This is a genomic window from Rhodococcus sp. Q (assembly GCF_005503035.1).
Taxonomy (GTDB): domain Bacteria; phylum Actinomycetota; class Actinomycetes; order Mycobacteriales; family Mycobacteriaceae; genus Rhodococcus_G.
This window is the reverse complement of the sequence record NZ_SCOY01000005.1, coordinates 62,860-89,228: the sequence shown is the minus strand read 5'-3', so window position 1 is coordinate 89,228 and position 26,369 is coordinate 62,860. Positions and strand designations below refer to the sequence as shown.

General features: G+C 69.5%; 24 protein-coding genes. 2 read left to right on the top strand and 22 right to left on the bottom strand.

Annotated features, from left to right (window positions below; translation table 11 throughout):
- Nucleotides 1-2: 2 nt before the first annotated feature.
- The 4 genes from rarD to lspA are packed head-to-tail and all read right to left on the bottom strand — an operon-like array spanning nt 3 to nt 3,094.
- The gene (gene rarD / locus FFS72_RS07425; RefSeq protein ID WP_137873333.1) at nt 3-941 is read right to left on the bottom strand and encodes an EamA family transporter RarD; all 939 of its coding nucleotides are present in this window, start codon (nt 939-941) and stop codon (nt 3-5) included.
- Nucleotides 938-1,621 carry a hypothetical protein gene (locus FFS72_RS07420; protein WP_137873332.1) on the bottom strand — a complete coding sequence of 228 codons (684 nt, stop codon included), beginning with the start codon at nt 1,619-1,621 and terminating at the stop codon, nt 938-940. The genes rarD and FFS72_RS07420 overlap by 4 nt, the downstream gene beginning before the upstream one ends.
- Nucleotides 1,602-2,528, bottom strand: coding sequence for an RluA family pseudouridine synthase (locus FFS72_RS07415; RefSeq protein WP_137873331.1), 927 nt, complete (start codon nt 2,526-2,528; stop codon nt 1,602-1,604). Before FFS72_RS07415 ends, FFS72_RS07420 begins: the two co-directional genes overlap by 20 nt.
- Nucleotides 2,528-3,094: a signal peptidase II gene (gene lspA, locus FFS72_RS07410; protein ID WP_502704086.1), complete on the bottom strand. Its 567-nt coding sequence runs from the start codon at nt 3,092-3,094 to the stop codon at nt 2,528-2,530. The genes FFS72_RS07415 and lspA overlap by 1 nt, the downstream gene beginning before the upstream one ends.
- 100 nt (nt 3,095-3,194) lie before the next feature.
- Between lspA and FFS72_RS07405 the strand changes: the two genes are divergently transcribed.
- Entirely contained in the window at nt 3,195-4,115 is a 921-nt protein-coding gene (locus FFS72_RS07405) for a hypothetical protein (RefSeq protein WP_349303988.1), read from the top strand.
- Nucleotides 4,112-4,834, top strand: a complete 723-nt coding sequence (locus tag FFS72_RS07400) for a sensor domain-containing protein (protein ID WP_137873330.1) — start codon at nt 4,112-4,114, stop codon at nt 4,832-4,834. The genes FFS72_RS07405 and FFS72_RS07400 overlap by 4 nt, the downstream gene beginning before the upstream one ends.
- Before the next feature lie 68 nt (nt 4,835-4,902).
- Here FFS72_RS07400 and FFS72_RS07395 read toward each other — a convergent pair whose 3' ends face one another.
- From FFS72_RS07395 to FFS72_RS07310, 18 genes are all read right to left on the bottom strand, one after another.
- Nucleotides 4,903-5,403: a WKL family lipoprotein gene (locus tag FFS72_RS07395; protein ID WP_137873329.1), complete on the bottom strand. Its 501-nt coding sequence runs from the start codon at nt 5,401-5,403 to the stop codon at nt 4,903-4,905.
- 143 nt (nt 5,404-5,546) lie between these two features.
- The gene (locus tag FFS72_RS07390; protein WP_249353193.1) at nt 5,547-6,854 is read right to left on the bottom strand and encodes a DNA polymerase IV; all 1,308 of its coding nucleotides are present in this window, start codon (nt 6,852-6,854) and stop codon (nt 5,547-5,549) included.
- Nucleotides 6,855-6,978: 124 nt separating this feature from the next.
- Nucleotides 6,979-10,122 (bottom strand): isoleucine--tRNA ligase, encoded by a 3,144-nt coding sequence (ileS, locus tag FFS72_RS07385; protein WP_137873327.1) that lies wholly within the window; start codon nt 10,120-10,122, stop codon nt 6,979-6,981.
- A 295-nt stretch (nt 10,123-10,417) separates the two neighbouring features.
- On the bottom strand, nt 10,418-10,636 hold the full coding sequence (locus FFS72_RS07380; protein WP_137873326.1) for a hypothetical protein: 219 nt from the start codon (nt 10,634-10,636) through the stop codon (nt 10,418-10,420).
- Between the two features lie 77 nt (nt 10,637-10,713).
- Nucleotides 10,714-11,538 carry a DivIVA-like cell division protein Wag31 gene (gene wag31 / locus FFS72_RS07375; RefSeq protein ID WP_050065036.1) on the bottom strand — a complete coding sequence of 275 codons (825 nt, stop codon included), beginning with the start codon at nt 11,536-11,538 and terminating at the stop codon, nt 10,714-10,716.
- Between the two features lie 147 nt (nt 11,539-11,685).
- A complete protein-coding gene (locus FFS72_RS07370) occupies nt 11,686-11,973 on the bottom strand; it encodes a YggT family protein (RefSeq protein ID WP_137873325.1) in 288 nt (95 codons plus the stop codon).
- A 117-nt stretch (nt 11,974-12,090) separates the two neighbouring features.
- On the bottom strand, nt 12,091-12,702 hold the full coding sequence (locus FFS72_RS07365) for a cell division protein SepF (protein WP_137873324.1): 612 nt from the start codon (nt 12,700-12,702) through the stop codon (nt 12,091-12,093).
- A gap of 50 nt (nt 12,703-12,752) precedes the next feature.
- Entirely contained in the window at nt 12,753-13,502 is a 750-nt protein-coding gene (locus FFS72_RS07360; RefSeq protein ID WP_137873323.1) for a YggS family pyridoxal phosphate-dependent enzyme, read from the bottom strand.
- A complete protein-coding gene (pgeF, locus tag FFS72_RS07355; RefSeq protein WP_137873322.1) occupies nt 13,495-14,238 on the bottom strand; it encodes a peptidoglycan editing factor PgeF in 744 nt (247 codons plus the stop codon). Before pgeF ends, FFS72_RS07360 begins: the two co-directional genes overlap by 8 nt.
- The gene (ftsZ, locus tag FFS72_RS07350; RefSeq protein WP_137873321.1) at nt 14,235-15,455 is read right to left on the bottom strand and encodes a cell division protein FtsZ; all 1,221 of its coding nucleotides are present in this window, start codon (nt 15,453-15,455) and stop codon (nt 14,235-14,237) included. Before ftsZ ends, pgeF begins: the two co-directional genes overlap by 4 nt.
- A 264-nt stretch (nt 15,456-15,719) precedes the next feature.
- Nucleotides 15,720-16,457, bottom strand: a complete 738-nt coding sequence (locus FFS72_RS07345) for a cell division protein FtsQ/DivIB (RefSeq protein WP_084734231.1) — start codon at nt 16,455-16,457, stop codon at nt 15,720-15,722.
- Nucleotides 16,454-17,968: a UDP-N-acetylmuramate--L-alanine ligase gene (murC, locus tag FFS72_RS07340; protein ID WP_137873320.1), complete on the bottom strand. Its 1,515-nt coding sequence runs from the start codon at nt 17,966-17,968 to the stop codon at nt 16,454-16,456. The genes FFS72_RS07345 and murC overlap by 4 nt, the downstream gene beginning before the upstream one ends.
- Nucleotides 17,965-19,113 carry an undecaprenyldiphospho-muramoylpentapeptide beta-N-acetylglucosaminyltransferase gene (murG, locus tag FFS72_RS07335; protein ID WP_050065029.1) on the bottom strand — a complete coding sequence of 383 codons (1,149 nt, stop codon included), beginning with the start codon at nt 19,111-19,113 and terminating at the stop codon, nt 17,965-17,967. The genes murC and murG overlap by 4 nt, the downstream gene beginning before the upstream one ends.
- Nucleotides 19,110-20,666: a putative lipid II flippase FtsW gene (gene ftsW, locus FFS72_RS07330; RefSeq protein ID WP_249353175.1), complete on the bottom strand. Its 1,557-nt coding sequence runs from the start codon at nt 20,664-20,666 to the stop codon at nt 19,110-19,112. Before ftsW ends, murG begins: the two co-directional genes overlap by 4 nt.
- On the bottom strand, nt 20,653-22,125 hold the full coding sequence (murD, locus tag FFS72_RS07325) for a UDP-N-acetylmuramoyl-L-alanine--D-glutamate ligase (protein WP_137873319.1): 1,473 nt from the start codon (nt 22,123-22,125) through the stop codon (nt 20,653-20,655). Before murD ends, ftsW begins: the two co-directional genes overlap by 14 nt.
- The gene (mraY, locus tag FFS72_RS07320; protein WP_050065027.1) at nt 22,125-23,204 is read right to left on the bottom strand and encodes a phospho-N-acetylmuramoyl-pentapeptide-transferase; all 1,080 of its coding nucleotides are present in this window, start codon (nt 23,202-23,204) and stop codon (nt 22,125-22,127) included. Before mraY ends, murD begins: the two co-directional genes overlap by 1 nt.
- Complete coding sequence (locus tag FFS72_RS07315) at nt 23,201-24,709, bottom strand: UDP-N-acetylmuramoyl-tripeptide--D-alanyl-D-alanine ligase (RefSeq protein ID WP_137873318.1); 1,509 nt, start codon at nt 24,707-24,709, stop codon at nt 23,201-23,203. Before FFS72_RS07315 ends, mraY begins: the two co-directional genes overlap by 4 nt.
- The gene (locus FFS72_RS07310; protein WP_137873317.1) at nt 24,706-26,325 is read right to left on the bottom strand and encodes a UDP-N-acetylmuramoyl-L-alanyl-D-glutamate--2,6-diaminopimelate ligase; all 1,620 of its coding nucleotides are present in this window, start codon (nt 26,323-26,325) and stop codon (nt 24,706-24,708) included. The genes FFS72_RS07315 and FFS72_RS07310 overlap by 4 nt, the downstream gene beginning before the upstream one ends.
- Between the last annotated feature and the right edge of the window lie 44 nt (nt 26,326-26,369).

The following is a 26,369-nucleotide window of genomic DNA, read 5'->3' as shown; positions in this document are numbered from 1 at the left end:
AATCACGTCGACGGACTGCGTGCTGGGGAGTCAGCGCCGTCGCGCCGTGTCCGCCGCGCTCGCCGCACCGCGTCGACGGTGAACACGGCGAGTGCCAGCCAGATCAGCGCGAACCCCGCCCAGCGGGATGCAGGCATGGCTTCGTGCAGGACCGCGACACCCCACGTCATCTGCAGGGCGGGATTCAGATACTGGATGAGGCCGAGGGTGACCAGCGGCACGCGCTGCGCGGCCGCACCGAACAGCAGCAGTGGCACCGCGGTCACCACGCCCGCCGACATCAGCAGCAGCGTGTGCCCGGCACCGTGACCGAGGAACGTGCTCGTGCCCGCGGCCGTGAGCCAGACGAGATAGCCGATCGCGAACGGAGCCGTCACGATCCCCTCGGCCGTCAGGCTCGTCACCGGGTCGAGTGGGATCGTCTTCTTGACGAGCCCGTACGCCCCGAAACTGAAGGCGAGGATCAGCGCGATCCACGGCGGCCTGCCGTAGTCGACCGTCAGGATCACCACCGCGAGCCCGCCGAAGCCGAGCGCGACACCCTGCCAGCGGTTGACCCGCTCCCCCAGAACCACCATGCCGAGCAGCACGCTCACCAACGGGTTCACGAAATAACCGAGCGCCGCCTCGACCACCCGGCCGGACGTGACGGCGTAGATGTAGACACCCCAGTTGATCGAGATCGCCGATGCCGCCGCGACCACCATCAACGCTGTTCGAAGGGTGAGGGTACGCAGCCGGGACAGCCTGCCGATGACCGCCGCCACGGCGACCATCACCACCATCGTCCACAACATCCGCTGCGCGAGGATCTCCACCGGGCCCGCCGGGGCGAGCAGACCGAAGAAGATCGGGAACATCCCCCACAGCGCGTAGGCGCCGACGGCGGACGCGATGCCGACCTCGCGATCGCTCCGCTGCCTCCGGCCGGACCGGCTCATCGCTCCGGTACCTCGCCGTCGTCGGGACCGGGTGTCACCGCCTCCGTCTGCTCCGGCAGCAACGGTCGGACCGCGAAACGCCCGAACACCGCGTCCGCCGGCAACGACTCCACGGACCGGACGCCTGCGACGTCGGAGAGCGCGGCCAGCTCGGACAGAGGTGCTCGCACCGTCACTGCCACGACGCACGCGCAGTCCTGCGTCAGGCGCCACGCCGACACCGCATCGACCCGCGCCTGCCGGTCCCACTCACCGGTGGTGCCGTGCAATTGCGCCGCCGCGAGTCCCGATGCGCGAGCGACGGATTCCGCCCCCGCTACCCCGACCGGGACGATCGGTGTCTGCACCCGGTCGATCGGGACCCGGAACCACACCTGGGAGATACGGACGTCGCCCGTCAGCGCATCCGCGTCCGTCGCGGTGACCTCGTCGTCGAACGTGACCAGGCCCCATCGGGGGTCCGAGTCCGCTCCGTCCACCGCAGCCTCGTCCAGCGTCACGGCCGCGCGGGCGAGGTAGTCGGCCACCGGTTCACCGGCGTCGGGGCCGAGACTGTCGGTGGAGACCGGTCGAGGAGTCGGCGGATTCTCGACGCCGAGCACCACGACCACCACCGCGAGGGCGACCGCGCACACCACGGCCGCGGCGGTGGCGATCCGGTCAGGCACTCCGCAGGACATCCAGCGCGTGCTGGAGGTCCTTCGGGTACTCGCTGCTGATCTCGACCCAGCGACCGTCGGCGGGGTGCGCGAAGCCGAGGGAGCGCGCGTGCAGCCACTGCCGTTCGAGGCCCAGCCGCTCCGCGAGCCGCGGATCCGCCCCGTACGTGAGGTCGCCGCAGCACGGATGGCGCAACGCCGAGAAGTGCACCCGAATCTGATGGGTGCGTCCCGTCTCCAGGTGGACGTCGAGCAGGCTCGCCGCCTGGAACGCCTCCACCGTGTCGTAGTGCGTGATCGACGGCTTACCGTCCGCGGTGACCGCGAACTTCCAGTCGTTGCTGCGGTGCCTGCCGATCGGGGCGTCGATCGTTCCGCTCGACGGATCGGGATGCCCCTGCACCAAAGCGTGGTACCGCTTGTCGATGGTGCGCTGCTTGAACGCTCGCTTCAGCACGGTGTAGGCGCGTTCCGACGTCGCGACGACCATCACCCCGGACGTGCCGACGTCGAGGCGGTGCACGATCCCCTGGCGTTCGTGCGACCCCGACGTCGAGATCCGGAATCCGGCCGCGGCCAGTCCCCCGACGACCGTCGGTCCGGTCCATCCGACGCTGGCGTGGGCGGCGACACCGACCGGTTTGTCGACGGCGACGATGTCGTCATCCGCATACAGGATGTCCATGCCCTCGACGGGCTGCGCCTCGACCGCCAGCGGACGCGCGGGCTCGGGCAACGTCACCTCGAGCCACGCACCGGACGGGAGGCGATCCGACTTCCCGACCGGACCACCGTCGACGAGAACCGATCCCTCGTCGGCCAGCGTTGCGACCGTCGTGCGGGACAGTCCGAGGAGACGAGCGAGACCCGCATCCACCCGCATGCCTTCGAGCCCGTCGGGCACCGGCATCGACCGCGTCTCGCGCATCAGGACTCCTTCCCAGCGGACGAGTCCGACTCGACCTGTTCGTCGGCCTGGCCGCGGGTTCCGTCCGGGTTCAGACCGAACAACGTCAACACGACCAGCAGGATCGCGCCGCACACGATCCCCGAGTCGGCCACGTTGAACACCGGCCACCAGCCGACGGACACGAAGTCGACGACGTGGCCCTGCAGCGGTCCGGGCGCCCGGAACAGGCGGTCGATCAGATTGCCGAGTGCGCCACCGAGCACCAACCCGAGCCCGAGTGCCCACCACGGCGACCGCAGGGTACGGCCGATTCGGATCACCCCGACCACGACGGCGATCGCGACCAGCGTCAGGAGCCACGTCATTCCCGTCGCCATCGAGAACGCGGCGCCGGGGTTGCGGATCAGCTTCAGCGTGACGAAATCGCCGAGGACCTCGACCGGGTTTCCGGGTTCGATGAAGTGCACGACAGCCACCTTCGTGGCCACATCGAGGGCCAGGACCGTCGCCGCGATCACGACCAGCATCCGCATTCGCACCGGCGGACGCGCAGCGGCGTTCACCTCTTTGTCCACTTCACTCACCACGCCATCATCCCTTACCGCGCCGTCGGCGGGCACAGGCACCGTCCTCGCACGGCACGGCCCGCGGTTCGCCGAGCCGAACCGTGGCTAACCTGGTCGGGTGTCAGTGTTCTCGAAACGGGTCGCGCAGGTCGCGGCCGTCCTCTCCGCGGTCGCGCTCGCCACCGCGTGCAGCAGCGACGACGGGGCAGCACCCGCCCCCACCGAAACCACCAAGGAGACCACGGTCCCCATCTCGGCGATCACGACCGCCGTCGTCGACGCCGGAGCGGAGCCGCGCAGCCGGATCACGTTCGCTCCGCCCGCCGGTGTCGCCCAGCAGGTGGTGATGACGTCGCGCTCGGACATCCACCAGCAGATCGGTGACCAGCCCCAGCAGGATCTGTCCACACCCGAACTGACGATGCCGCTGACGGCCGTCGCGGCGGCGCCGACTCCCGCGGTGTCGGTCGACCTCACGCTCGGTGCGATGCAGTCGCCCGATCGCAGACTGCAGGACGCACTCGCCTCCTCGGAGGGGTCGAAGGCAGGCCTGACGGTCCAGCCGAACGGTGCGATCTCCGCCCTGCGCATCACCCCGGACCCAGGTTCGACGGACATCGCGCGATCCGCGATCGAGCAGGCGTTCTTCCAGGCCGTGTACCGCGGTGTCGCGTTCCCCGACGCCGAGATCGGTGTCGGGGCGGTGTGGACGATGGAGCAGCAGGTGATGAGCGGAATGGTCCTGCGACAGGTCACCACCGCGACGTTGCGCGAACGGACCGGCGATCGGCTCACCGTCGACGTCGCGATCCGCCAGGCACCGGAAGCGCAGGTGTGGGATCTGCCCGGGGACTCGGGCACACTCAACATCGACACGTTCGTGATGGCAGGCACCGGAACCCTCGTCATCGACCTGGGTGCGTCGCTCCCGGTGGACGGCTTCGTCACCGTCAGCGGCGAGCAGACCTACTCCGACCCGAACAGCACCACCCGGTTGCGCCAGGCCACGACCAACACGGTCCGGTGGTCCGGGCAGTGAGGACGCCGCGCACGGCCGCCCTGTCGCTTCCCCTGCTGGTCCTCCCTCTGCTCGTCGCGTGCGGCGGCGACACCGCAGCATCGCTGCCGCCGCTGACCACGGCTGCACCCCCGACCGCGACCACCGCCGCCGGGTCCTTCGACGACGCGGCGCTCCGGGCCGCACTCCTCGGCCAGGCCGATCTGCCCGTAGGATTCGTTCCGCTGCCCGACCCCGTCGACGACCTCGGACTGCCGCCCGCCTCCGAGTCCGCCGAGTCGGACCTGTCGTCCACCGAACCGCGCGTGTGCGCGGACGTGCTCGCCCCGATCTCGGACCAGGCGCCCGGTGCCACCGCGCAGGCGGTGGCCCGGTTCACCGGACCAGACTTCGCCAGCATCGACACCGACGCCGCCGCGTACGCCGATGCGGGCGCGGCGTTCGCCGCGGTGCAGCGCACTCTCGCCGCCTGCACCGAATACTCGGGAACGGACGCCGACGGGATCGCCGTCACCTACCGGCTCGGCGGACTCGACCAGCCGTCCGTCGGCGACGCCTCGATCGCCGTTCGGCTCGAGACGGGCAGCGAGGGATTCACGATGGTGTCCGACACCGTGATCGCGGTCGTCGACGGCGTGGTCGTCCAGGTGACCGCGACCGGTCAGGACCCCGTCGACCCCGGCGTCCTGACCGCACTGGCCCGGACCGCGGCGGAGAACCTGCACGCCGACACCCCCTGACGGGACCTCTCACAGACGCCGAATGCCGGCACCCGATCGGGTGCCGGCATTCGCGTGAGCGCAGCGTGTCAGACGCAGGCCGGGGAGGTCAGGTTCGCCAGCTTGACGATGTTGCAGGCGTACTCCTTGGACAGCACCCACTGGCCGTCCTGAACCACGAAGGTGGCGGTGCCCGGGTTCACCTGGCCGCCGATGGTCATGTTGACGGTGGCGGTCAGGGTGCCGTCGCCGTTGTCGAGGATCGGGTCGACAACCTCGACGGTTGCGTTGTTCTGCTTGGCGGCAGCGGCGACCTGGTCGAACAGGCCCGGATCGGACTGGCCGTCCTCGACGAGGGTGATCTTCTCCTCGACCGGGGTGGCCGGGTCCAGACCCTTGACCAGCATCGCGTTCAGCTCGGCAGCCGTCGGCACAGGCGGCGTCTCGGTCCCGGCGTCGGCGACGGCCGACGTGGTGGTGGCCTTGCTGGTGGTGGTCTTGGTGGTGTCGTCACCGTCAGAGCTGCTGCAAGCGCCGAGGGTCAGCGCGGCGGCAACCGCGACACCGGCAACGAGGGTCTTCCGGAGCATCAATGTGTGTCCTTCTCTTCGTTTGAACTGTGCATTTCGCTGTAACCGCGGTCGGGATCGGTGCTTCGGCACCGCCCGACAGTGGCCGAGCCCGCGTGCGAGCAGGTGTCACCTTAGTTAACACGGGAAAAATAAGGGCTTCCTTAACGAAGACTGTCGGCGGGGTCCGCGATCCGGAGCGCCCCGTCGTCGTCCGAAAACGTCTGCGCCGGCCCCGGACCCGTCGATCGGGTCTCGAACCGCACCGTCACCACGCCGTGCCCGCAACCCTGCACCCAGCCGTGACCGTGCTCGGTGTGGTGCACGTCCTGCCCGGGACGCCATCTCGATCCCGGTGCCGGTACCGCGGACCGACCCGGCTCCGGCACCGCGACTGTGTCCGGAGTCACAGCGCCCTCGTCCGCCTCTCCGTGGTCGAGATCCGGGAACAGCGACCCCTGCTGTGTCGCCGTCAGCCCGCCGAAGGACACCCCGACCAGACGCACCGCGCCGAGCTCCCTGGGGTCGATCAACTGCCTGCGTGCCGTCGCGATCAGCGTCTGCAGATCCGTCGTCGCGTACGGCAGGGTCGCCGACCGGCTCACGATCGTCATGTCCGTCTTCTTCAGCTTCACGACGACCGTGCGAGCCGCACGCCCGTCCTTCTCCAGTCGGCGATGCGCGTGTCCCCCGCACTGCTCGACGGCGGCGCGAAGCTGATCCATCGTCACCAGGTCTTCGGCGAAAGTCGTTTCGGCACTGATCTGTTTGGCGTCCGCGCGCTCGGCAACGGGCCGGTCGTCGAACCCCTTCGCCAGCCGGTGCAGACCCGGCCCGACCGTGCCACCGAGGAGTGTGACCACCTCGGACTCACTGGTCGCCGCGAACTGCCCGATCGTCTCGATTCCGAGCCTGCGCAGCTTCGATTCCGCCACCGGGCCGATCCCCCACAGCTTGCGCACCGGCAACGCCTCGAACAGGTCCGCCTGCTCGTCCGTGGTCACCACACGCACCCCGTCCGGCTTCGCGAGACCGGAGGCGATCTTCGCTATCTGCTTCCCCGATCCGGCACCGATCGACGCCACCAGACCCGTCTCGACGCGAATCATCGTGCGCAACTGTTCCGCGTAGTCGCGAACGGCGTCGGCGTCCGCGCCCTCCAACTCCGGAGGCTCCCCGAAAGCCTCGTCCAGCGACAGCATCTCGAGGACGGGCACACGGGTGCGCAGGGTGTCGAACACCGACTTGCTGACCGCCGAGTACAGGGCCCCACGCGGAGGCAGCACCACCGCACGGGCCCCGACGAGACGCCGGGCCTGATGCATCGGCATCGCCGACCCGGCCCCGAACGCCCGCGCCTCGTAACTCGCGCCCGCGACGACGCCGCGGCCGCCGAGCCCTCCGACGAGGACCGGGCGGCCGCGCAGCGTCGGCCGGGTGAGCTGCTCGACCGACGCGAAGAACGCGTCCATGTCGAGATGCAGCACCCACCGACGCTGCGTCGTCACAGCCGGCACCGCCGGCGCGTCGTCACAGCCGGCACCGCCGGCACCGCCGGCGCGTCGTCACAGCCGGCACCGCCGAGGCGTACTCACCTCACGCCTTGACGACGACGGCCCGGACGTCCTCACCGAGGTCCACTGCTCCGGCACCGACCGGGCCGAGTTCCAGTGTCGTGGCAAGGATCTCGCCCGCGATCAGGTCGCGGTAGCGCTGCGCCCAGTCCAGCCGATCCGCGGGCACCTCGAGGGTGACCGAGATGCGATCCGAGACGTCGAGTCCGGCGGCGCGCCGCGCGTCCTGGAGTTCACGGATCCGGTCCTTCGCCCAGCCCTCGGCCTCCAGCTCCTCGGTGACCGCCGAATCGAGCACGACCAGTCCGGCGTTGTCCGGCAGCGCCGCCGTCGACTCGGGTTCCGCCGCGACGAGACGCTGCGTGTATTCCTCGGGCAGCAGTTCGATGCCTGCCGCGGTCACGACACCGTTGGTCTCGGACCAGTCACCGGCCTTGACCGCCTTGATGACCTTCTGCACGTCCTTGCCGAGTCGCGGGCCCGCCGCGCGGGCGTTGACGACCAGTTCGAACTTCCCGTGCGTGTCGACGTCGTCGGTGAGATCGACCTTCTTGACGTTGACCTCGTCGGCGATGATGCCCAGGTAGGGCCGCAGCCGCTCGGCATCGGACGCCGCGACCGTCACCTCGGGCAGCGGCAGCCGCACCCGCAGGTTCTGCGCCTTGCGCAGCCCCAGGACCGTGGAACAGACGTTGCGCACCTCGTCCATGGACTCGACGAGGTCGGCGTCCGGCACCAGATCCGTCGCGGCCGGCCAGTCCGCCAGGTGCACCGAGCGCCCACCGGTCAGCCCCCGCCAGATCACCTCGGTCGCCACCGGCAGGAGCGGCGCCGCCAGCCGGCAGGTGACCTCGAGGACGGTGTGCAGGGTGTCGATCGCGTCCCGATCCTCGTCCCAGAACCGCGAGCGCGAGCGCCGCACGTACCAGTTGGTCAGTGCGTCGCAGAAGGTGCGCAGCTCGTCGCACGCACCTGCGATGTCGTTGACCTCGAGCGCGTCGGTCATCGCATCCCGCGTCGCGGCGAGCTTCGCGAGGATGTACCGGTCGAGGACGTTCGTCGAATCGGTGCGCCACGTGCCGGGCTTCGATGCGTACAGCTGCAGGAAGCTCCAGGTGTTCCAGAGCGGCAGCAGCGCCTGCCGGACGCCCTCGCGGATGCCCTGCTCGGTGACGACCAGGTTTCCGCCGCGCAGGATCGGCGACGACATCAGGAACCAGCGCATCGCATCGGAGCCGTCCCGGTCGAACACCTCCTTCACGTCGGGGTAGTTGCCCTTGGACTTGCTCATCTTGAGGCCGTCGTCGCCGAGCACGATGCCGTGTGCGGCAACCGTCTTGAACGCCGGCCGGTCGAACAGTGCGGTGGCGAGCACGTGCAGCGTGTAGAACCAGCCGCGAGTCTGGCCGTTGTACTCGACGATGAAGTCGCCCGGGAAGTGCGTCTCGAACCAGTCGCGGTTCTCGAACGGGTAGTGCACCTGCGCGTACGGCATCGAGCCCGACTCGAACCAGCAGTCGAGCACCTCGGGGACACGGCGCATCGTCGACCTGCCGGTCGGGTCGTCCGGGTTCGGGCGGGTCAGGTCGTCGATCATCGGGCGGTGCAGGTCCGTCGGACGCACCCCGAAGTCGGCCTCGAGCTGGTCCAGGGAGCCGTACACGTCGACTCGCGGGTACGCCGGATCGTCCGACACCCACACGGGGATCGGGCTGCCCCAGTAGCGGTTCCGGCTGATGTTCCAGTCCCGGGCACCCTCGAGCCACTTGCCGAACTGGCCGTCGCGGATGTGCTCCGGCACCCAGGTGATCTCCTGGTTCAGCTCGACCATCCGGTCGCGGAACTTCGTCACCGCGACGAACCACGACGGCACCGCCATGTAGATCAGCGGCTGACCGGACCGCCACGAATGCGGGTACGAGTGCTCGATCGTCTCGTGCCGCAACAGCTTTCCGGCGGCCTTGAGGTCCTTGATGATCACCGGGTTCGCATCGAAGACCTGCATGCCCTCGTACGGCGGCACCAGCGAGGTGAACTTGCCTCCCGGGTCGAGCGGCTGCACGATCTCGATGCCGTTCGCCGTCGCGACGTCCATGTCCTCCTCACCGAAAGCCGGTGCGAGATGGACGATTCCGGTGCCCGAGTCGGTGGTGACGTAATCAGCGGACAGCACCCGATGCGCGTTCTCGTGACCCTTGCCCGGGCCGTGGAAGAAGTCGAACGGCGGCTCGTAGGTCAGACCGACGAGGTCGCTGCCCTTGTACTCGCCCAGCACCTCGGGCGACTCCCCGAACTCACGAGCGTAGTGACCGACCCGCGCCGCGGCGAGGACGTAGCGTTTGCCGTCCGCTGCGCGGACCTGCACGTAGTCGACGTCGGGGTGCACCGCGACCGCCAGGTTGGACGGCAGGGTCCACGGCGTCGTGGTCCAGATCAGCGCGTTGGCGCCGTCCAGGTCATGGCCGGGAGCAGCGATCACCATGTCGACGGTGACCGCCGGGTCCTGACGCATCTTGTACGCATCGTCGAGGCGGGTCTCCTGGTTCGACAGCGGCGTCTGCTCGTACCACGAGTACGGCAGCACCCGGAAGCCCTGGTAGATCAGGCCCTTGTCGTAGAGCTCCTTGAACGCCCACATGACCGACTCCATGAAGTCCAGGTCCAGGGTCTTGTAGTCGTTGTCGAAGTCGACCCAGCGGGCCTGCCGGGTCACGTAGTCCCGCCACTCGTCGGTGTAGCGCAGCACGGACTGCTTGCAGTACGCGTTGAACTCGGCCAGGCCCATCGCGTCGATCTGCGACTTGTCCTTGATGCCGAGCTGCTTCTCCGCCTCGAGCTCGGCGGGCAGACCGTGGCAGTCCCAGCCGAAACGACGCTCGACCTTCTTGCCGCGCATCGTCTGGAAGCGGGGCACGAGGTCCTTGACGTACCCGGTCAGCAGGTGACCGTAGTGCGGGAGCCCGTTCGCGAACGGCGGCCCGTCGTAGAAGACGAACTCCTCGGCGCCGTCACGGTTCGAGATCGACGCGCGGAAAGTGTCGTCCGAACTCCACTCGGCCAGCACGCGCTGTTCGAGTTCGGGGAAGTTGACGCTCGCGCCGGACCTGCCGCCGGCGAGATCGACACGTGGATAGGTGGAATTCACACCGTCGGTGCTGTCGGACACTGTCGAGCTCCCTCGTGCCTGTTCATCCGGCACGGGGACGACGTCGGCGCCGGTGCGCCTGGCCGCGGTACCACCCCGCTTGCCCGATCCGGTGGATTCCTCCACCGGACCCGGCCTCTCGTAGTCGGCTGTGACGGGCCGAACCCGTTCGGTTCTACTGAGTGACCCGGCCCACGGGGGCCTGGCGTCACCGTTCTTCCGAAGACTCCCCGGTGATGGCCGGATCGACGTCGTGTGTCACGGCCCGATCGGATCGGGCCAATGTCGTTGTTCGATTCTACTCGGGACGGTCAAATCACTCAGTGGGCGGATCGTCCTCCCGCGCCGGAGCAGCCCGCGGAATCGAACGCTCCCGATCAGGCGTGGTCCCGCGCAGCGAACTCACCAAGAGTAGAACCGCACCGACGACGCAGACCGCGATGCAGCCCCACGCCCAGGCGACCGAACCTGTCGTCAGCGCCAGGACGAGGAGGGCGAACCCGACCGCCGCCATGGCAAGTGTCAGGACCAGCACGCAATCCCCCTGTCACCAGCCGACAGGACGCGACCGCCGGGCGAGTGAACCATCACCGCGGCCCCAGCGACGCCGGGTCAGTTGCTCCCTTTGGCGAACGACTTGGATCCCTCGGAACCGAGTGCATCCTGGCCGCCGTCGACGGGAACCGCCGAACCACGCTGCTCCAGTTCCTCGAGCTGCGACTCCAGGTACGACTTCAGGCGGACCCGGTACTCGCGCTCGAACGTCTTGAGCCGCTCGATCCGCTCCTCCAACACGCTGCGCTGCTGGTTGATGGTCGCCATGATCTCGGTGTGCTTCTTCTCGGCGTCGGCCTGGAGTGCGTCGGCCTTCTCCTTGGCCTGCCGCAGCTGCGTCTCCGAGCGCGTCTGCGCATCGGCGAGCAGTGCCTCCGACTTGTGCTTGGCCTCGGCGACCATTCCGTCGGACCGGGTCCGCGCGTCGCTGACGAGCTGCTCGGAGTTCGCGCGGGCGCTGGACACCAGCTGCTCGGACTCCGTCTTCGCCTCACCGGTGAGACGGTCGGCCATCTCCTGGGCGAGACCGAGGATCTTCGCGGCCTGCAGGTTGGCCTCTTCCGTGCCGCTGGCGCGCGGCGGAGCCGGCGGCGCAGCGGCAACCACGGGGGCGACCGGCTTCGGCGGTTCCGGAACAGGAATCGGCGCGGGCGCGGGCGCAGCAGGCGGACCGCTCGGGCGCGGCGCCTTCTTTGCATCCGCGAGCTCCTGGTCGAGCTCGCCGACACGCTGGCGCAGGTCTGCGTTCTCCTCGATCAGGCGAGCGAGCTCTTGCTCTACGAGGTCGAGGAAGGCATCTACCTCGTCCTCGTTGTAGCCACGCTTACCGATCGGAGGCTTGCTGAACGCGACGTTGTGGACATCAGCTGGTGTCAGCGGCATGGAAGGATCCCTTCGCGCATCTGTTGGCGGTCAAGCAAGCATTCAGTTATGGCGCACTCATTGCAGGACCACATTTTCACACTGTAACTGCGGGTCATTCTGTCACACCCAACCCGCAGGCCCGTGCCACGACTCGATTCGCGCACGTCACGTGGCAAGTCCCTGGGTGACCTGCATGAGCACGAATACGATGAAAAGCAAGACCATGATGGACAGATCCAGCCGGACCCCGCCGAGAGAAATCGACGGAATCAGTCGCCGCAGCAACTTGATCGGCGGATCGGTGACCGTGAAAATCGCCTCGAGCACGACGACCACGACACCGGTCGGGCGCCAGTCCCGCGCGAACGTCCGGATGAACTCGATGATGATTCGGCCGATGAGAAGCAGCCAGAATACGAACAGAGCGAAGTAGATCACCGCGAACAAGGGCACTCCACCACTCTGCCTGACCTCTCCACGCCACTCACAACCGGGTTCCTCTCACGAACCGGGTGCGACCGGAACCCCCGGTCGCACCCGTCGTTCACACCCTCTGCACGGGGTGAGATGTCACTTCTGATTGTAGAAGCCGTTCTCGGCGATCCTCCGCCGCTCCTCCGCCGACACGTCGATGTCCGCGGGCGACAGCAGGAACACCTTGGTCGCGACCTTGTCGAAGGAGCCGCGCAGCGCGAATGCCAGGCCTGCGGCGAAGTCCACGAGACGCTTCGCGTCCGCGTTGCTCATCTCGACCAGATCCATGATGACCGGCGTTCCGTCACGGAACCGCTCACCGATGATCCGGGCCTCCCCGTAATCGCGCGGGCGCAGCGTGGTGATCTTCGACAGCGGCCCGCCCTCGTCGAACACGGGCGCGCGCCTGCTCTCGACCCGCGGCGCCGGGTTGACGGCCAGCGAACCGTGCGTCGCCGTGGACCGCGACACGGGTGCCTGCGTCGGACGGGTCGAACGCGGCGGCAGCGGCTCCATCCGTCGCGGTGCCGGCTGCCGGTCGTCGATCTCGTCGAGTCCGCCGTACCCGGCGTCGTCGTATCCGCCGTCGATTCCGTCCTCGTAGCGGGCGCTCCTCGGCGCCCGCCGGGGCTCGTCGAGGTAGTCGTCCTCGTAATCGTCGAGGGGAACCATGCCGAAGTAAGCCTTGAACTTGTGCAGAGTGCTCATCGGTCGACCTTCCTTGGCGCGGCGGATAATCGGTCGGAACGCCGATCAGTTCATTCCGAGGCTAACGGCCGAGAACCCAACAGCGCCGTTCCGACACGCACGCAGGTCGATCCGTGTCGGACCGCGCTTTCGAGATCTGCGGTCATCCCGGCCGAGAGCATGCGCGCGTCGGGATGGTCACGCAGCACGTCGCGGTGGGTGGCCGCGAGTGTAGCGAAAGCGACGTCGGGGTCTGCGCCGAGTGGTGGCACTGCCATCAGTCCGGCGAACTCGAGTCCGTCTGCGGCGGCGGCATGTTCACACAATGCGGGCAGTTCCGGGAGCGGAACTCCGCCGCGCTTCGGGTCGTCGTCGAGACTCACCTGCAGCAGTACCTGCAGCGGAGTCGCGCGCTCGCCCGCGTCCAGCGCCGCGGCCGCGGCTCGCGACAGGGCGTCGACGAGTTGCTCGCTGTCCACCGAGTGAACGACCGTCGCCCAGCGCACGATCGAGCGTGCCTTCTTCCGCTGCACGCTCCCGATCATGTGCCAGTGGACGTCGTCCACACCGCCGGGACGCTCCCCCGCGACCAGACCGGTGAGATCGGCGGCCTTCGCGGACGCCTCCTGGTCCCGCGACTCACCGAACTCCCGGCATCCCAGGTCGTACAGGATCCGCGCGTCCGACACCGGAAAGTACTTCGTGACCGGCAGGAGCTGGACATCGCGCGGATCACGACCCGCGGCGACGCACGCCCGTCCGAGACGCTCCTGCACGGCAGTGAGCGCCGACGCGATCTCCCTGTGGCGCTCGTCAGTCACGTCCGACGGACTCCATCCAGATCGCCCCGGCGATGCGTCCCGTCGCTCCGGAACGGCGGTAGCTGAACAGCGTCCTGTCCTCGATGGTGCACCGCGGATCCTCCGCGATCCCCGCGACTCCCGCCGCTTCGAGCTGCCGCCGCAGGCCCGCGCGGAGGTCGAGTCCCGGGGTTCCGCGTGCGGTCCGGGTCGCGCTGCCCGGCAGGTGGGCTTCGACGTCGGCCTGCATCGCCGCGGGAACCTCGTACTGCCTGCCGCTGGCGGCGGGGCCGAGGAAGGCGCCGATCCGTGACACGTCAGCGCCTTTCTCAACCATCGCGTCGAGCACCCGAGGGACGATGCCGATGCGCGCACCGACCCGACCCGCATGTACGGCGGCGATCACCCCGGCCTCGTCGTCCGACAGCAGCAGCGGCACACAGTCGGCCGTGAGCACCACCAGAGCGAGGTTCCGCTCCGCGGTGACGAGGGCATCCGTCGCCTCGACGGGCGCACCGACCGGACCGTCGACGACGGCCACGTTCCGGCTGTGGATCTGCTCCATCCACACCAGCCGCTCGAACGGCAGTCCGATTCCCGCGGCCAGGCGGCGCCGGTTGGCGTCGACCGCCACCGGATCGTCCCCGACGTGGTCACCGAGATTGAACGTGTCGTACGGAGCCGCCGAGACGCCACCCGTTCGCGAGGTGACGACCCGGCGAACCCGGACCGTGGACGTCACTGTCGGTGCCGTCACCGACGCATGAAGTCGGGGACGTCGACGTCGTCCTCGCCGTCGTCGTCCGTGACGGGCACGGCCCGAGCGGTCGCACCGACGGGGATCGGCGGCAGCGAGCCGCCGGTCTCGCGACGCGAGTCGGTGCTATGCTGCGGCGCACGCTCGACGGGCTGGGGTTCGTCCGCAGCCGCCGGGGACTTTCCGATCTCACCCGCCCGAGCGACACCGATGTTGCCCCGCCCGGCCGCGGGCTGCTGCTGCTGCGGCTGCTCGATGCGGCGCACGGGCCCTCCGCCGTCGAAGCCGGCAGCGATCACGGTGACACGGACCTCGTCACCCAGCGAATCGTCGATCACCGTTCCGAAGATGATGTTCGCGTCGATGTGCGCGGCTTCCTGCACCAGCGAGGCGGCCTCGTTGATCTCGAAGAGTCCCAGATCGGAACCACCCGCGATGGAGAGCAGCACGCCACGCGCACCTTCCATCGACGCCTCGAGAAGCGGCGAGTTGATCGCCGTCTCCGCGGCCTGGATGGCGCGCCCGTCACCACGGGCCGAACCGATGCCCATCAGCGCACTGCCCGCTCCGGACATGACGCCCTTGACGTCCGCGAAGTCGACATTGATCAGACCGGGGGTCGTGATCAGGTCGGTGATGCCCTGGACGCCGTTGAGGAGCACCTCGTCGGCAGAGCGGAACGCGTCCATCAGCGACACCGCGGCATCGCCGAGCTGCAGGAGGCGGTCGTTGGGAATGACGATGAGGGTGTCGCAGGATTCACGCAACGCCTGGATGCCGTTGTCGGCCTGGGTGCCGCGGCGCTTGCCCTCGAACGAGAACGGACGCGTCACGACGCCGACGGTCAGTGCGCCGAGCTTGCGTGCGATGGATGCGACGACCGGCGCGCCACCGGTGCCGGTGCCACCACCCTCGCCTGCGGTCACGAACACCATGTCGGCGCCCTTGAGGACCTCTTCGATCTCGTCCTTGTGGTCTTCGGCCGCCTTGCGCCCGACCTCGGGATCCGCGCCTGCGCCGAGGCCGCGGGTCAGTTCACGTCCGACGTCGAGCTTGACGTCGGCGTCGGACATCAGGAGTGCCTGCGCGTCGGTGTTGACGGCGATGAACTCGACTCCCTTGAGTCCCTGCTCGATCATGCGGTTGACCGCATTCACACCGCCGCCGCCGATGCCGACGACCTTGATAACGGCGAGGTAGTTGTGCGGGGGCGTCATGGGCTCTCGCCTTCCGTTTGTAGTCGCACTGAGGGTGTTTCTGGCGATGCTGACGTTACTTGTGGTGCAGAGGCTACTGGTGTGGCCTGTGCCGCGTGTGCGGCCGGTCGCCTTTGTGCCACCGATTGGTGCAGCCAAACCCTCAACCTCAACCATAGACTTACAGTTATGTCAAGTGGATGACTAGGCGGAACGCTATGCACGGTGACCCCTCGATGCCAGCAGGCGCGCCGACGGACACGCCGATTTGTCGAGGGATCCGGATTACTTGACGGTCGGGAGATCTGGGCTCGAGACGTCGAACACCTGCCCCGGCTGTCCCAGAAGGGGCCCGAGGATCGCCGCTTTGTGCTCCGATTCCTCCACGCTCCCCCAGAGCACCTGTCTTCCGTCCACCAGCGTCAGGCGGATGTCCGGCAGCGTTGCCGCCGACACCTCCGTCACCTGCGGCCGCAGGTGCGGCGGCAACGACTCCAGTGTGGTCAGCGCGTCGACGGTCGCGGCGTCGTCCTGCGCCGGACGCGCTACCGCAAGTCGCGGCAACCCGGGCGGCGGCGGCTCGATCGCGTACGCCACACCGGAGGCATCCATCAGGTGCGTGCCCTCGGGCGCGTCGTAGAACACCGCGGGAGCCCGTTCCACCACGGTGACCTTGATCGTCGACGGGTAGTTGCGCTCGACCCGCACGTGGTCGACCTTCGCGATGGAGGCCACCCGGTCCGCGGCCGCACCCGTGTCCACCCGAAGCAGCGGCTGGCCCGTCGGGACGGACAGGGCAGCGAGGATCTCCTCGGAGGGGACGCCGGCATTGCCGACGACCGTCACGGTGCGCGCCGAGAGCAGCGGCGTGAACCAGGCCACGACGACGAGCACCACGACGGCGCCGACCGCTGCGACCGTCAGATAGATCGGTTTGCGAGGACGCTTCGGGCGCGGCGCAGAACCCGACCGCACCGCGGTTCCGGTGCTGCGCGTGCGTTCCGGTCGACGCCCACGGCTCACCGCTGCCCTCCGGCCCGTCCCGCCGCGTCGGGGCGGGGCCGGTTCCGGGTCGCCGACGGCGCCGCTGCCAGTGCCCCGAGAATCCCCTTGCCGAGCATCGTCACGTCACCGGCGCCCATCGTGATGAGCACGTCTCCGGAGCGGGCCAGTGCCGCCACCTGACGCGGCGCCATCGACAGGTCCGGCTGATAGTGCACCGGCTTCGTCACCGCGTGTGCGACCAGCGCACCCGTGACGCCCGGCAGCGGCTTCTCGCGAGCCCCGTACACGTCGAGCACGACCACTTCGTCCGCGAGGTCGAGTGCTTCGCCGAACTCGGTCGCGAACGCCGACGTCCGCGAGTAGAGATGCGGCTGGAACACGACGAGGACCCGGCCACCCGAGGTGCGGACCAGTTCGCGGGCCGCTCCGAGGACCGCCCTGACCTCGGTCGGATGGTGGGCGTAGTCGTCGAACACCCGGACACCGTTCTCTCGCCCGGTGTACTGGAACCTGCGGTGGACGCCTCCGAAGCCGCCGATGCCCTCGATGATCTCGTCGACCTCCGCCCCGACCTCGCGGGCCGCGAGCAGGGCTCCGAGAGCGTTGAGCGCCATGTGCCTGCCGGGAACCGACAGCGTCATCGTCCGCGGGTGATCCTCGCCGTCCAGCTGCACCCGTGCGACGCCGCCGACGTCCCTGGCCTCCCAGTCGAGCAGGCGCGCCGCGAGCGGCACCGTCCCCGCCGGGTCGTCACCGCCGTAGCCGATGACCCGGATCGGCAGCCCCCGCGCCGCGACCCGCTCGGCGAGTGCCGCCGATCCCGGATCGTCCAGGCAGACGACCAGCACCCCGCCCGGCGCGATCCGGTCGGCGAAGTCGTCGAAGACCTGGACGTACGCCTCGGTAGTGCCGAAGAAGTCGAGGTGGTCGGCCTCGACGTTGGTCACGATCACGACGTTCGGGTCGTACTGCAGCAGCGAACCGTCGCTCTCGTCCGCTTCGGCGACGAACACGGTGCCGGACCCGTGGTGCGCGTTCGTTCCCGCTTCGTTCAGTTCGCCTCCGACGGCGAACGACGGGTCGACGCCGCAGTGCTGGAGTGCGACCACGAGCATCGACGTCGTCGACGTCTTGCCATGGGTCCCGGCCACGAGCAACGTCTGGTGCCCGGACATCAGCGACGCCAGAACGGCGGGCCGCAGGACGACGGGGATGCCACGCTCCGCGGCCGCCACCAGCTCGGGATTGTCCTTCGGGATCGCCGCGTGCGTCGAGACGACCGCGGTCGGCCCTCCCGGGATCAGGTCGAGCGCGCTCGCGTCGTGTCCGATGCGGACCTGTGCGCCACGTGCCCGCAGCGCCAGCACGGTTCGCGACTCCTTGGCGTCCGATCCGGACACCTGCCCTCCGCGGGCCAGCAGGATCCGCGCGATCCCCGACATGCCTGCGCCGCCGATCCCGACCATGTGCACACGCTGCAGATGGTCGGGAAGTGCCGAAACCTGATTCTGTGTGTCGTCCGCACTCATCGTCGACCACCCTTCGCAACCTCGAGGACCATCCGGGCGACCGTGTCGGCCGCGTCCCGGTGCCCGGCACCGGCTGCGGCCGCACCCATCGCGGCGAGCCGCTCGGGATCCCGCAGCAACGGGACCACCGAGTCGGCGACGAACGCGGGCGTGAGGTCCGCGTCGGCGACCAGCAGCCCGCCTCCCGCCGCGACCACCGGACGGGCGTTCAGTTCTTGTTCCCCGTTGCCGTGCGGCAGCGGCACGTACACCGCGGGCAGGCCGACGGCCGAGATCTCCGCCACGGTCATCGCCCCCGAGCGGCACACGGTCGCGTCGGCGGCGGCCAGCGCCAGGTCCATCCGGCTCAGGTACGGGACCGCGACGTACGGCGCCGCGGGATTGTGCTGCTGAACCTCGACGGAGTTCTTCGGCCCGTACGCGTGCAACACGGAGATGCCGCCCGCGGCGAGTGCCTCGGCGGCACCCGACACGGCCTCGTTGAGGGACCTCGCGCCCTGCGACCCACCGGTCACGAGGAGGACGGGTCCGTCGGCGGGCAGTCCGAAGTGCTCACGCGCCTGCGCGCGCAGCCCGCCGCGGTCGAGGCCGGTGATGGACGAGCGCACCGGGATGCCGACGATCTCGGCATCCGACCGGCCTCGGCCCGACACACCCGAGCCGGGGACCGCGGCGAGAACCCGTGCCGCGAGCCGTGCACCGATCTTGTTCGCGATTCCGGCGGACGCATTGGCCTCGTGCACGACCACCGGGATCGCACGCCTGCGGCGGGTGACACCCCGCCCCGCCGCGAGATAGGCGGGGAGTGCGACGTAGCCGCCGAATCCCACGACGACATCGGCCTGCACGCCGTCGAGGACCTGGCGCGTGCGCCGGACCGAGGCCCGTACCCGCCCGGGCAGGCGGAGCAGATCGGCGGTCGGCTTGCGGGGCAACGGCACCGGCGGGATCAGCTCCAGCGGATAGCCGCGCTCGGGCACGAGCGTCGTCTCGAGTCCTCGCTCGGTGCCGAGCGCGGTGACGGTCACCGACGGATCGAGGCGCCGCAACGCGTCTGCGACCGCGAGTGCGGGTTCGATGTGGCCTGCGGTGCCACCCCCCGCGACGACGACGGACAGGCCGGACGATGTACCGCTCTCACTCACCTACGAAAACCTCGTTCAGGGAATCCACGTTCTTGGGCGCGGCCGGACGAACGGTCCCGTCGCTGGTCCGATGCTAGTGCCTGACCGCGGCGCGGGGTCTCGCGGCGTGCGTCCCCGCCCCTACCAGCCTCGATGCGGCGTTGCTGCTGCTCCCGCCTGCGCTGATCCTCGCGGCGACGCTGGTCCTCACGTGTTCGCCGTTCCCGCTGCTGGGCGGACCGACGCTGCGCCTCCCGCTGCGCGGCCCGTTTGCGGTCCGCCTTCACCGCCGCGGCGCGGCGCGCCTCGGCGGCTCTCGCCGGCGAGTACTGCTCGGGCTTGGGCAGCCGCAACAGTCGGCCGAATCGGCCGTCCTGGCCGGCGTGCAGTGCCGCGACGGCCTCCGGTTCGTGTCGTGCAGCGTTCGCGATGATGCCGAACATCAGCAGGGTGACGGCTGTCGACGTACCGCCCGCCGAGACCAGCGGCAACTGCTGACCGGTCACCGGCATCAGGCCGATGACGTAACCGATGTTGATCATCGACTGCGCGACGATCCACGTCGTGGCCGCTGCCGTCAGCAGGCGGAGGAAGGGATCGACCGACCGCATCGAGATCCGCAGTCCGGCGTAGGCGAACAGCGCGAACAGGCCGATGACGGCGGCGCACCCGAGGAACCCGAGTTCCTCGCCGATGATGGCGAAGATGAAGTCGTTGTGCGAGTTCGGCAGGTAGTTCCACTTCGCCCGCGACTGCCCGAGTCCACGACCGAACCATCCCCCGTCCGCGAGTGAGAACTTGGCCTGGCGACTCTGATAGCCGGCGCCCTGCGGATCGTCGCCCGGATTGAGGAAGCTGAACAGTCGCGCGGCGCGGTAGTCGGCGGAGAACGCGAGGACGACGCCCAGTGCCAGAACACCGATGGCTGCGCCCGCGAACAGCCTGACCGACAACCCGGCGAACCACAGCAGCGAACCCACGATGATGACGAACGTGACCGTCGTCGAGTAGTTGGGCTGGAGGATCACCAGGACGGACGCGAGCAGCGCACCCGGGATCAGGGGCACCAGCAGGTCCTTGACCGGACCGCCACGCGGCCGGGACGCCAGCACATGGGCACCCCAGACGATGAGAGCCACCTTGGCCAGCTCGGACGGCTGAAGTGACAGCGGACCCAGCGTGAACCAACGCCGCGCACCACCGGACAGCGTGCCGATACCCGGGATGAGCACCAGGAACAGCATCACCAGCGCCACGACGAAGGCCGGTGTCGCGAGGCGCCGCAACACGCGCACCGGAATGCGCAGGGCGGCGTAGAAGAGCACGGCACCCAGGGCGGCGAACGTCGCCTGGGTGGTGAACATGCTGTACGACGACCCGGTGTCGGCATAGGCCTCCACGCTCGACGCCGACAGCACCATCACCAGGCCGAGCACGGTCAGCAGTGTTGCGATCGTGACGATCAGGTGGAACGACGCCAAGGGCCTCGCGAGCCACGCACCGAAACGAGCCCACGCGGCGGCGAGTCCCGGGACGGGGTTCGGATCGCGGCGGCGACGATCAGGGGGCGCCATCGTCCGCCAACGCGTCCACGGCCGCGACGAAACTGCGGCCGCGGTGACCGTAGTCGGTGAACATGTCGAGCGACGCCGCGGCGGGGGCGAGGAGCACCGTGTCCCCCGGCTCGGCCGCATCGGCGGCAACCCGCACCGCGCGCGCCATCACGGCGTCGGGTGCATCGGTCGACTTCACGTTCTCATCGTGCCCCGGTTCGACGCGGCGGACGGGGACCTGCGGTGCGTGTCGGGCGAGTGCGTCGGCGATCTGGCCTGCGTCACGGCCGAAGAGGACCGCGGCGACGAGACGATCGGCGACCTCGACGACGAGCTCGTCGACGCTGGCCCCCTTGAGTAGACCGCCCGCGATCCACACGACGCGCGGGTGCGCGAGCAGTGAGGTACGCGCCGCGTGCGGGTTCGTGGCCTTGGAGTCGTCGACGTAGGTCACTCCCGCAACCTGCCCGACCGTCGCGGCCCGGTGCGGACCGACCTGGTAGCTGCGCAGTCCGTCGCGCACGGCATCCGCGGACACCCCGACCGTGCGGGCCAGCGCGGCCGCGGCGAGCGCGTCCATCACACCTGCGGGCCCGGATGGGGTCACGTCGGCGACGTCGGCCAGGGTCTCGTCCGTCGCGAAGGCGCGGTCGACCAGGGTGCCGTTCTCGACGCCGAGTTCGCCCGCGCCGGGAACGCCGAGGCGGAATCCGACGGTCCGTGCGATGCCCGGACGATCACGCAGGGACGCCGCGACCGGGTCGTCGAGACCGAGCACACCGACCCCGCCCGTCAGGGCCTGCGCCTTCGCCTCGACGTAGCCGTCCATTCCGCCGTGCCAGTCGAGATGGTCCTCCGCGATGTTCAGCACCGCGCCCGCCGTCGGGTGCACGGACGGCGCCCAGAACAGCTGAAAACTCGACAGTTCCACCGCGAGCGCCGTGTAAGCGGGTGACTCGGCGCGCAGGGCGTCGGTCACCGGGAGGCCGATGTTCCCGCATGCGACGGCGGAGATTCCGCCCGCGCGCAGGATCGATTCGAGCATCGAGGTCGTCGTCGTCTTGCCGTTGGTTCCGGTGACGACCAGCCAGTCCCGAGCGGGACCGTAGACGCCGGACCGGTCGAGGCGCCACGCGAACTCGACGTCTCCCCAGATCGGAACGCCTGCGCCGGCTGCCGCTGACAGCACCGGCGAATCGGGGCGCCAGCCGGGGCTGGTGACGACCTGCGCATATCCGGAGATCGCGCGGGCGGCGTCGTCTGGGCTCACCGTTGCCACGTCGTGTTCGCGCGCGGTCGCGGCGAGAGCGTCGGCGTTGCCGTCGGTGAGGGTGACGTCGGCGCCGAGGTCTCGCAGGGGGGCGATCAGCGCGCGCCCGGAAATGCCTGCTCCCGTGACCAGGACTCGGGCGCCTCGCAGTCGCGCGAGGTCCTCGGGCGGGTTTTCGGGCAGGTCGCCGGCTGGGGCCGTGTCCATCATCAGTTCCCGACCACCGCGAGGTACTCGCTGTAGAACAGTGCGAGGCCGACCGCGGACGCGATCGCCGCCAGCAACCAGAACCTGATGATGACCGTGGTTTCCGCCCAGCCACCGAGCTCGAAGTGGTGATGGAACGGCGCCATCCGGAACACACGTCGTCTGCTGGAGCGGAACACCGCGACCTGGATGACGACCGATGCGGCCTCGGCGACGAACAGCGCGCCCACCACGACCATCAGCAGTTCGGTGCGAGTCGTGATCGACAACCCGGCGAGCAGGCCGCCGAGTGCGAGTGAACCGGTGTCGCCCATGAAGATCTTCGCCGGGGCCGCGTTCCACCACAGGAAGCCGATGCAGGCGCCGGCCGCGGCCGCGCAGATCAGTGCGAGGTCGAGCGGGTCACGGACGTCGTAGCATCCCTTGCCAGGATTGGTCTCACACGCGTTGCGGTACTGCCAGAAGGTGATCACCGTATATGCGCCGAGGACCAGGGTCATCGACCCGGCGGCGAGACCGTCCAGTCCGTCGGTCAGGTTGACCGCGTTCGACCAGGCACTGACCAGCAGGTAGACGAACAGGATGAACACCACCGACCCCATGGTCACGGTGGTGATGTCGCGAACGTACGACAGGTGCAGACTGCCCGGCGTCAGTCCGGTCGCGCCCCGGAACTGCAAGGCGAGCACACCGAACACCACGGCCGCGAGGAGCTGACCGACCAGTTTCGCCGTCTTGTTGAGGCCCAGGTTCCGCTGCTTGCGGATCTTGATGAAGTCGTCGAGGAAGCCGACGCCCGCGAGGACCGTTGTCAGGCCGAGCACCAACAGACCCGAGGCACTCGGACCGTCGGCGTCGTACCCGATGCCGATCAGATGCGAACCCCAGTAACCGGCCCACAGGCCGATGATGATCGCGACACCACCCATCGTGGGCGTCCCGCGCTTGGCCTGGTGGCTGGCCGGGCCCTCGACGCGGATTTCCTGGCCGAATCCCTGCCGGGAGAACGCCTTGATCAGCACCGGCGTCAGCAGGATCGACACCGCGAGCGCGATGCCACCTGCGAAGAGGATCTGTCTCACCGGTCGCGCTCCTCGTTCGTCTCGTTGTCTTCCTGCGGGTCGGCGAGCAGGGCGTCTGCGACCGTCCACAGCCCCACGGACTGCGATGCCTTCACCAGCACGATGTCACCGGGGCGCACCTCCCGGCGGAGGATCTCGAGCGCCGCGTCGGCGTCGGGCACGAGCGTCGACTCGTCACCCCACGAGCCCTCCATGATCGCGCCCTGATGCATGCCGCGCAGCGGACGGCCCTCGCCGACGACGATCAGCTTGGTGACGTCGAGGCGAACGAGGAATCGACCGATCGCGTCGTGCTCGACGACGGTGTTCGGGCCCAGTTCGGCCATCTCTCCGAGCACCGCCCACGTCCGCCTCGGCGTGTCCGCGGCGCGACCCATCGTGACCAGTGCCTTGAGGGCGGCGCGGACCGAGTCGGGGTTCGCGTTGTAGGAGTCGTTGATGACTGTGACGCCGTCCGCGCGGGTACGCACGTCCATCCGCTTCGCCGACACCGCGCGGGCGGCGCCGAGTGCGTCGGCGACCTGCTCGAGGGTGGCGCCGCATTCCAGAGCAACCGCCGCCGCGGCGAGCGCGTTGCCCACCTGGTGGTCACCGTGCACACCGAGCGCGATCCGGACGCTGCCCTGCGGCGCAACGAGCGTGAACTCGGCCCGCGCCTGGTCGTCGAGCTGCACGTCGACCGCACGCACGTCCGCCGACTGCGACAACCCGACCGTCACCACGCGAGCGCGGGTCCGCTGCGCCATCGCGAACACCAGGCGGTCGTCCGCGTTGAGGACCGCGACACCACCATCCTCGGCCGGGGGCAACGCCTCCACCAGCTCGCCCTTCGCCTGGGCGATCGCCTCCTGCGACCCGAACTCGCCGAGATGCGCGGTGCCGACGTTGAGGACGACGCCGATACGCGGCGGAACCGCCTCGGCCAATGCCGCGACGTGCCCGACGCCGCGCGCCGACAGTTCGAGCGCCAGGAAACGGGTGTTGCGGTCGACACGCAGCGCCGTCCAGGGATGGCCCAGTTCGTTGTTGAACGATCCGGGCGGAGCGACCACCGGACCGAGCGGAGCGAGGACGGCGGCGAGCAGATCCTTGGTGGACGTCTTACCGGACGAACCGGTGACGCCGACAACCGTGAGGTCCGGCAACTCCGACGTCACGGCGCGGGCGAGGCGGGCCAGCGCGGCGAGAACCGCGGCACCCGACCCGTCGACGTCGTGTTCGAGGGCCATCGCGTTGCTGTCCGAGGGGCCGAGCGGTTCCACGACGACCGCGGGAACGCCGACCGGGCGCGCGGCGAGGACCGCCACGGCGCCCGCCTCGATCGCCGTTGCTGCGTGATCGTGACCGTCGACGCGTGCGCCCGGCAGCGCGAGGAACAGGCCACCCGCGGTTACCTTCCGCGAATCGAACTCCACCGTGCCGGTGACCAGGACGTCCGGGTCCGGGACGTCGTGGAGAGTGCCGCCGACGATCTCGGCGAGCCGGGCGAGCGACATCTCGATCACTGCTCCACCCCGATCACCCGATCGATGGCCTCCGCGAGGACCTCGCGGTCGTCGAATGGGTGCTTCACCCCAGCAATCTCCTGTCCGATCTCGTGTCCTTTACCCGCGACGAGCACGACGTCGCCGGGCCGTGCCCACTCGACGGCGGCCGCGATTGCCGCCGCCCGGTCGCCGATCTCACGGACCTCGCCGCGCTCCCCGTCGGGAACCGCCAGCGCACCGTCGAGCAGTGCCCGGCGGATCACCGCCGGATCCTCGGTGCGCGGATTGTCGTCGGTGACGATCAACAGGTCCGCTCCCCTGGCGCCGCCGTCGCCCATCAGCGGCCGCTTCCCGTGGTCGCGGTCGCCGCCCGCACCCACGACAACCGCGAGGCGTCCCGCGGTCTGCCCACGTAGCGTCGCGATGACCGCCTCCAGCGCCGCCGGCTTGTGCGCGTAGTCGACGACCGCGAGAAACTGCTGTCCACGATCGATGCGCTGCACCCTGCCCGGCACGTCCACCTCGGCGAGCCCACGGACGGCGTCCGCCTCGGGGACCCCGCACTCGTGCAGTACCGCGAGCGCCAAGAGGGCGTTCGCGACGTTGAATCGGCCAGGGAGTCGCAGTGACGCGGTCATGTCGGCACCGTCCGGGGTGACGACCGTGAACGCCTGCGATCCGTCCGCGTCGGTGACGACGTCGCGTGCGGTCCACTGAGCGGTGCCCGTCGTCGCGACGGTGACGGTGCCCGCGCCCGCGCCCGCGACGTCGGCCATCCGTCGACCCCACTCGTCGTCGACGCACACGACCGCACGCTCGGCGTGCACGGTCGACGCCGGGTCGAACAGGCGGGCCTTCGCGCCGAAGTAGTCGTCCAGCCCGGTGTGGAAATCGAGGTGATCCTGCGACAGGTTGGTGAATGCTCCCACCGCGAAGCGGGTGCCGTCGACGCGGCCGAGGGCAAGTGCGTGACTGGACACCTCCATCACGACGGTGTCGACGCCACGTTCGAGCATCGTGGCGAACAGGGCATGCAGCTGCGGCGCTTCCGGCGTCGTGAGTGCGCTGGGCACGTGCCTGCCCTCGATGCGGGTCTCGATGGTGCCGACCAGTCCGGGTCGACGACCCGATGCGGCCAGCCCCGCCTCCACCAGATACGACGTCGTGGTCTTGCCCGAGGTACCGGTGATGCCGACGATCCGCAGCCGCTCCGACGGATTCCCGTACACGGCAGCCGACACGACACCGAGCACCGCGCGGGGGTCCGGATGCACGAGCACCGCGACGGGCCGCGACAGCGAATCGATCCGGGCGGCGCCCGCCGGGTCGGTGAGCACGGCGACCGCACCTCGGCGTATCGCGTCCTCGGAGAAATCGGCTCCGTGAGCCCGTGCACCGGGCAGTGCCGCGAAGAGATCACCCGCGACGATGCCCTGAGCTCGCAGATCGATTCCCGTCACCAGCACCTCGTCGGCTGTGTGATCGGCAGGATCGGCGTCACCCCCGTGCCACTGCAGGTCCGCTCCGACGAGCCGCGCCAGCGTCGCCACGGCCGTCGTCGGCGGATGTGCCGGTCGCAATCCCGGTGGCACGCTCTGCGGACCCGCCTCGGAGCTGTCGTTGGTCCCTTGCACGGGCAGGTGACTCCTCTCGGGCGAGGTTGTGTGCTGACGGTGAT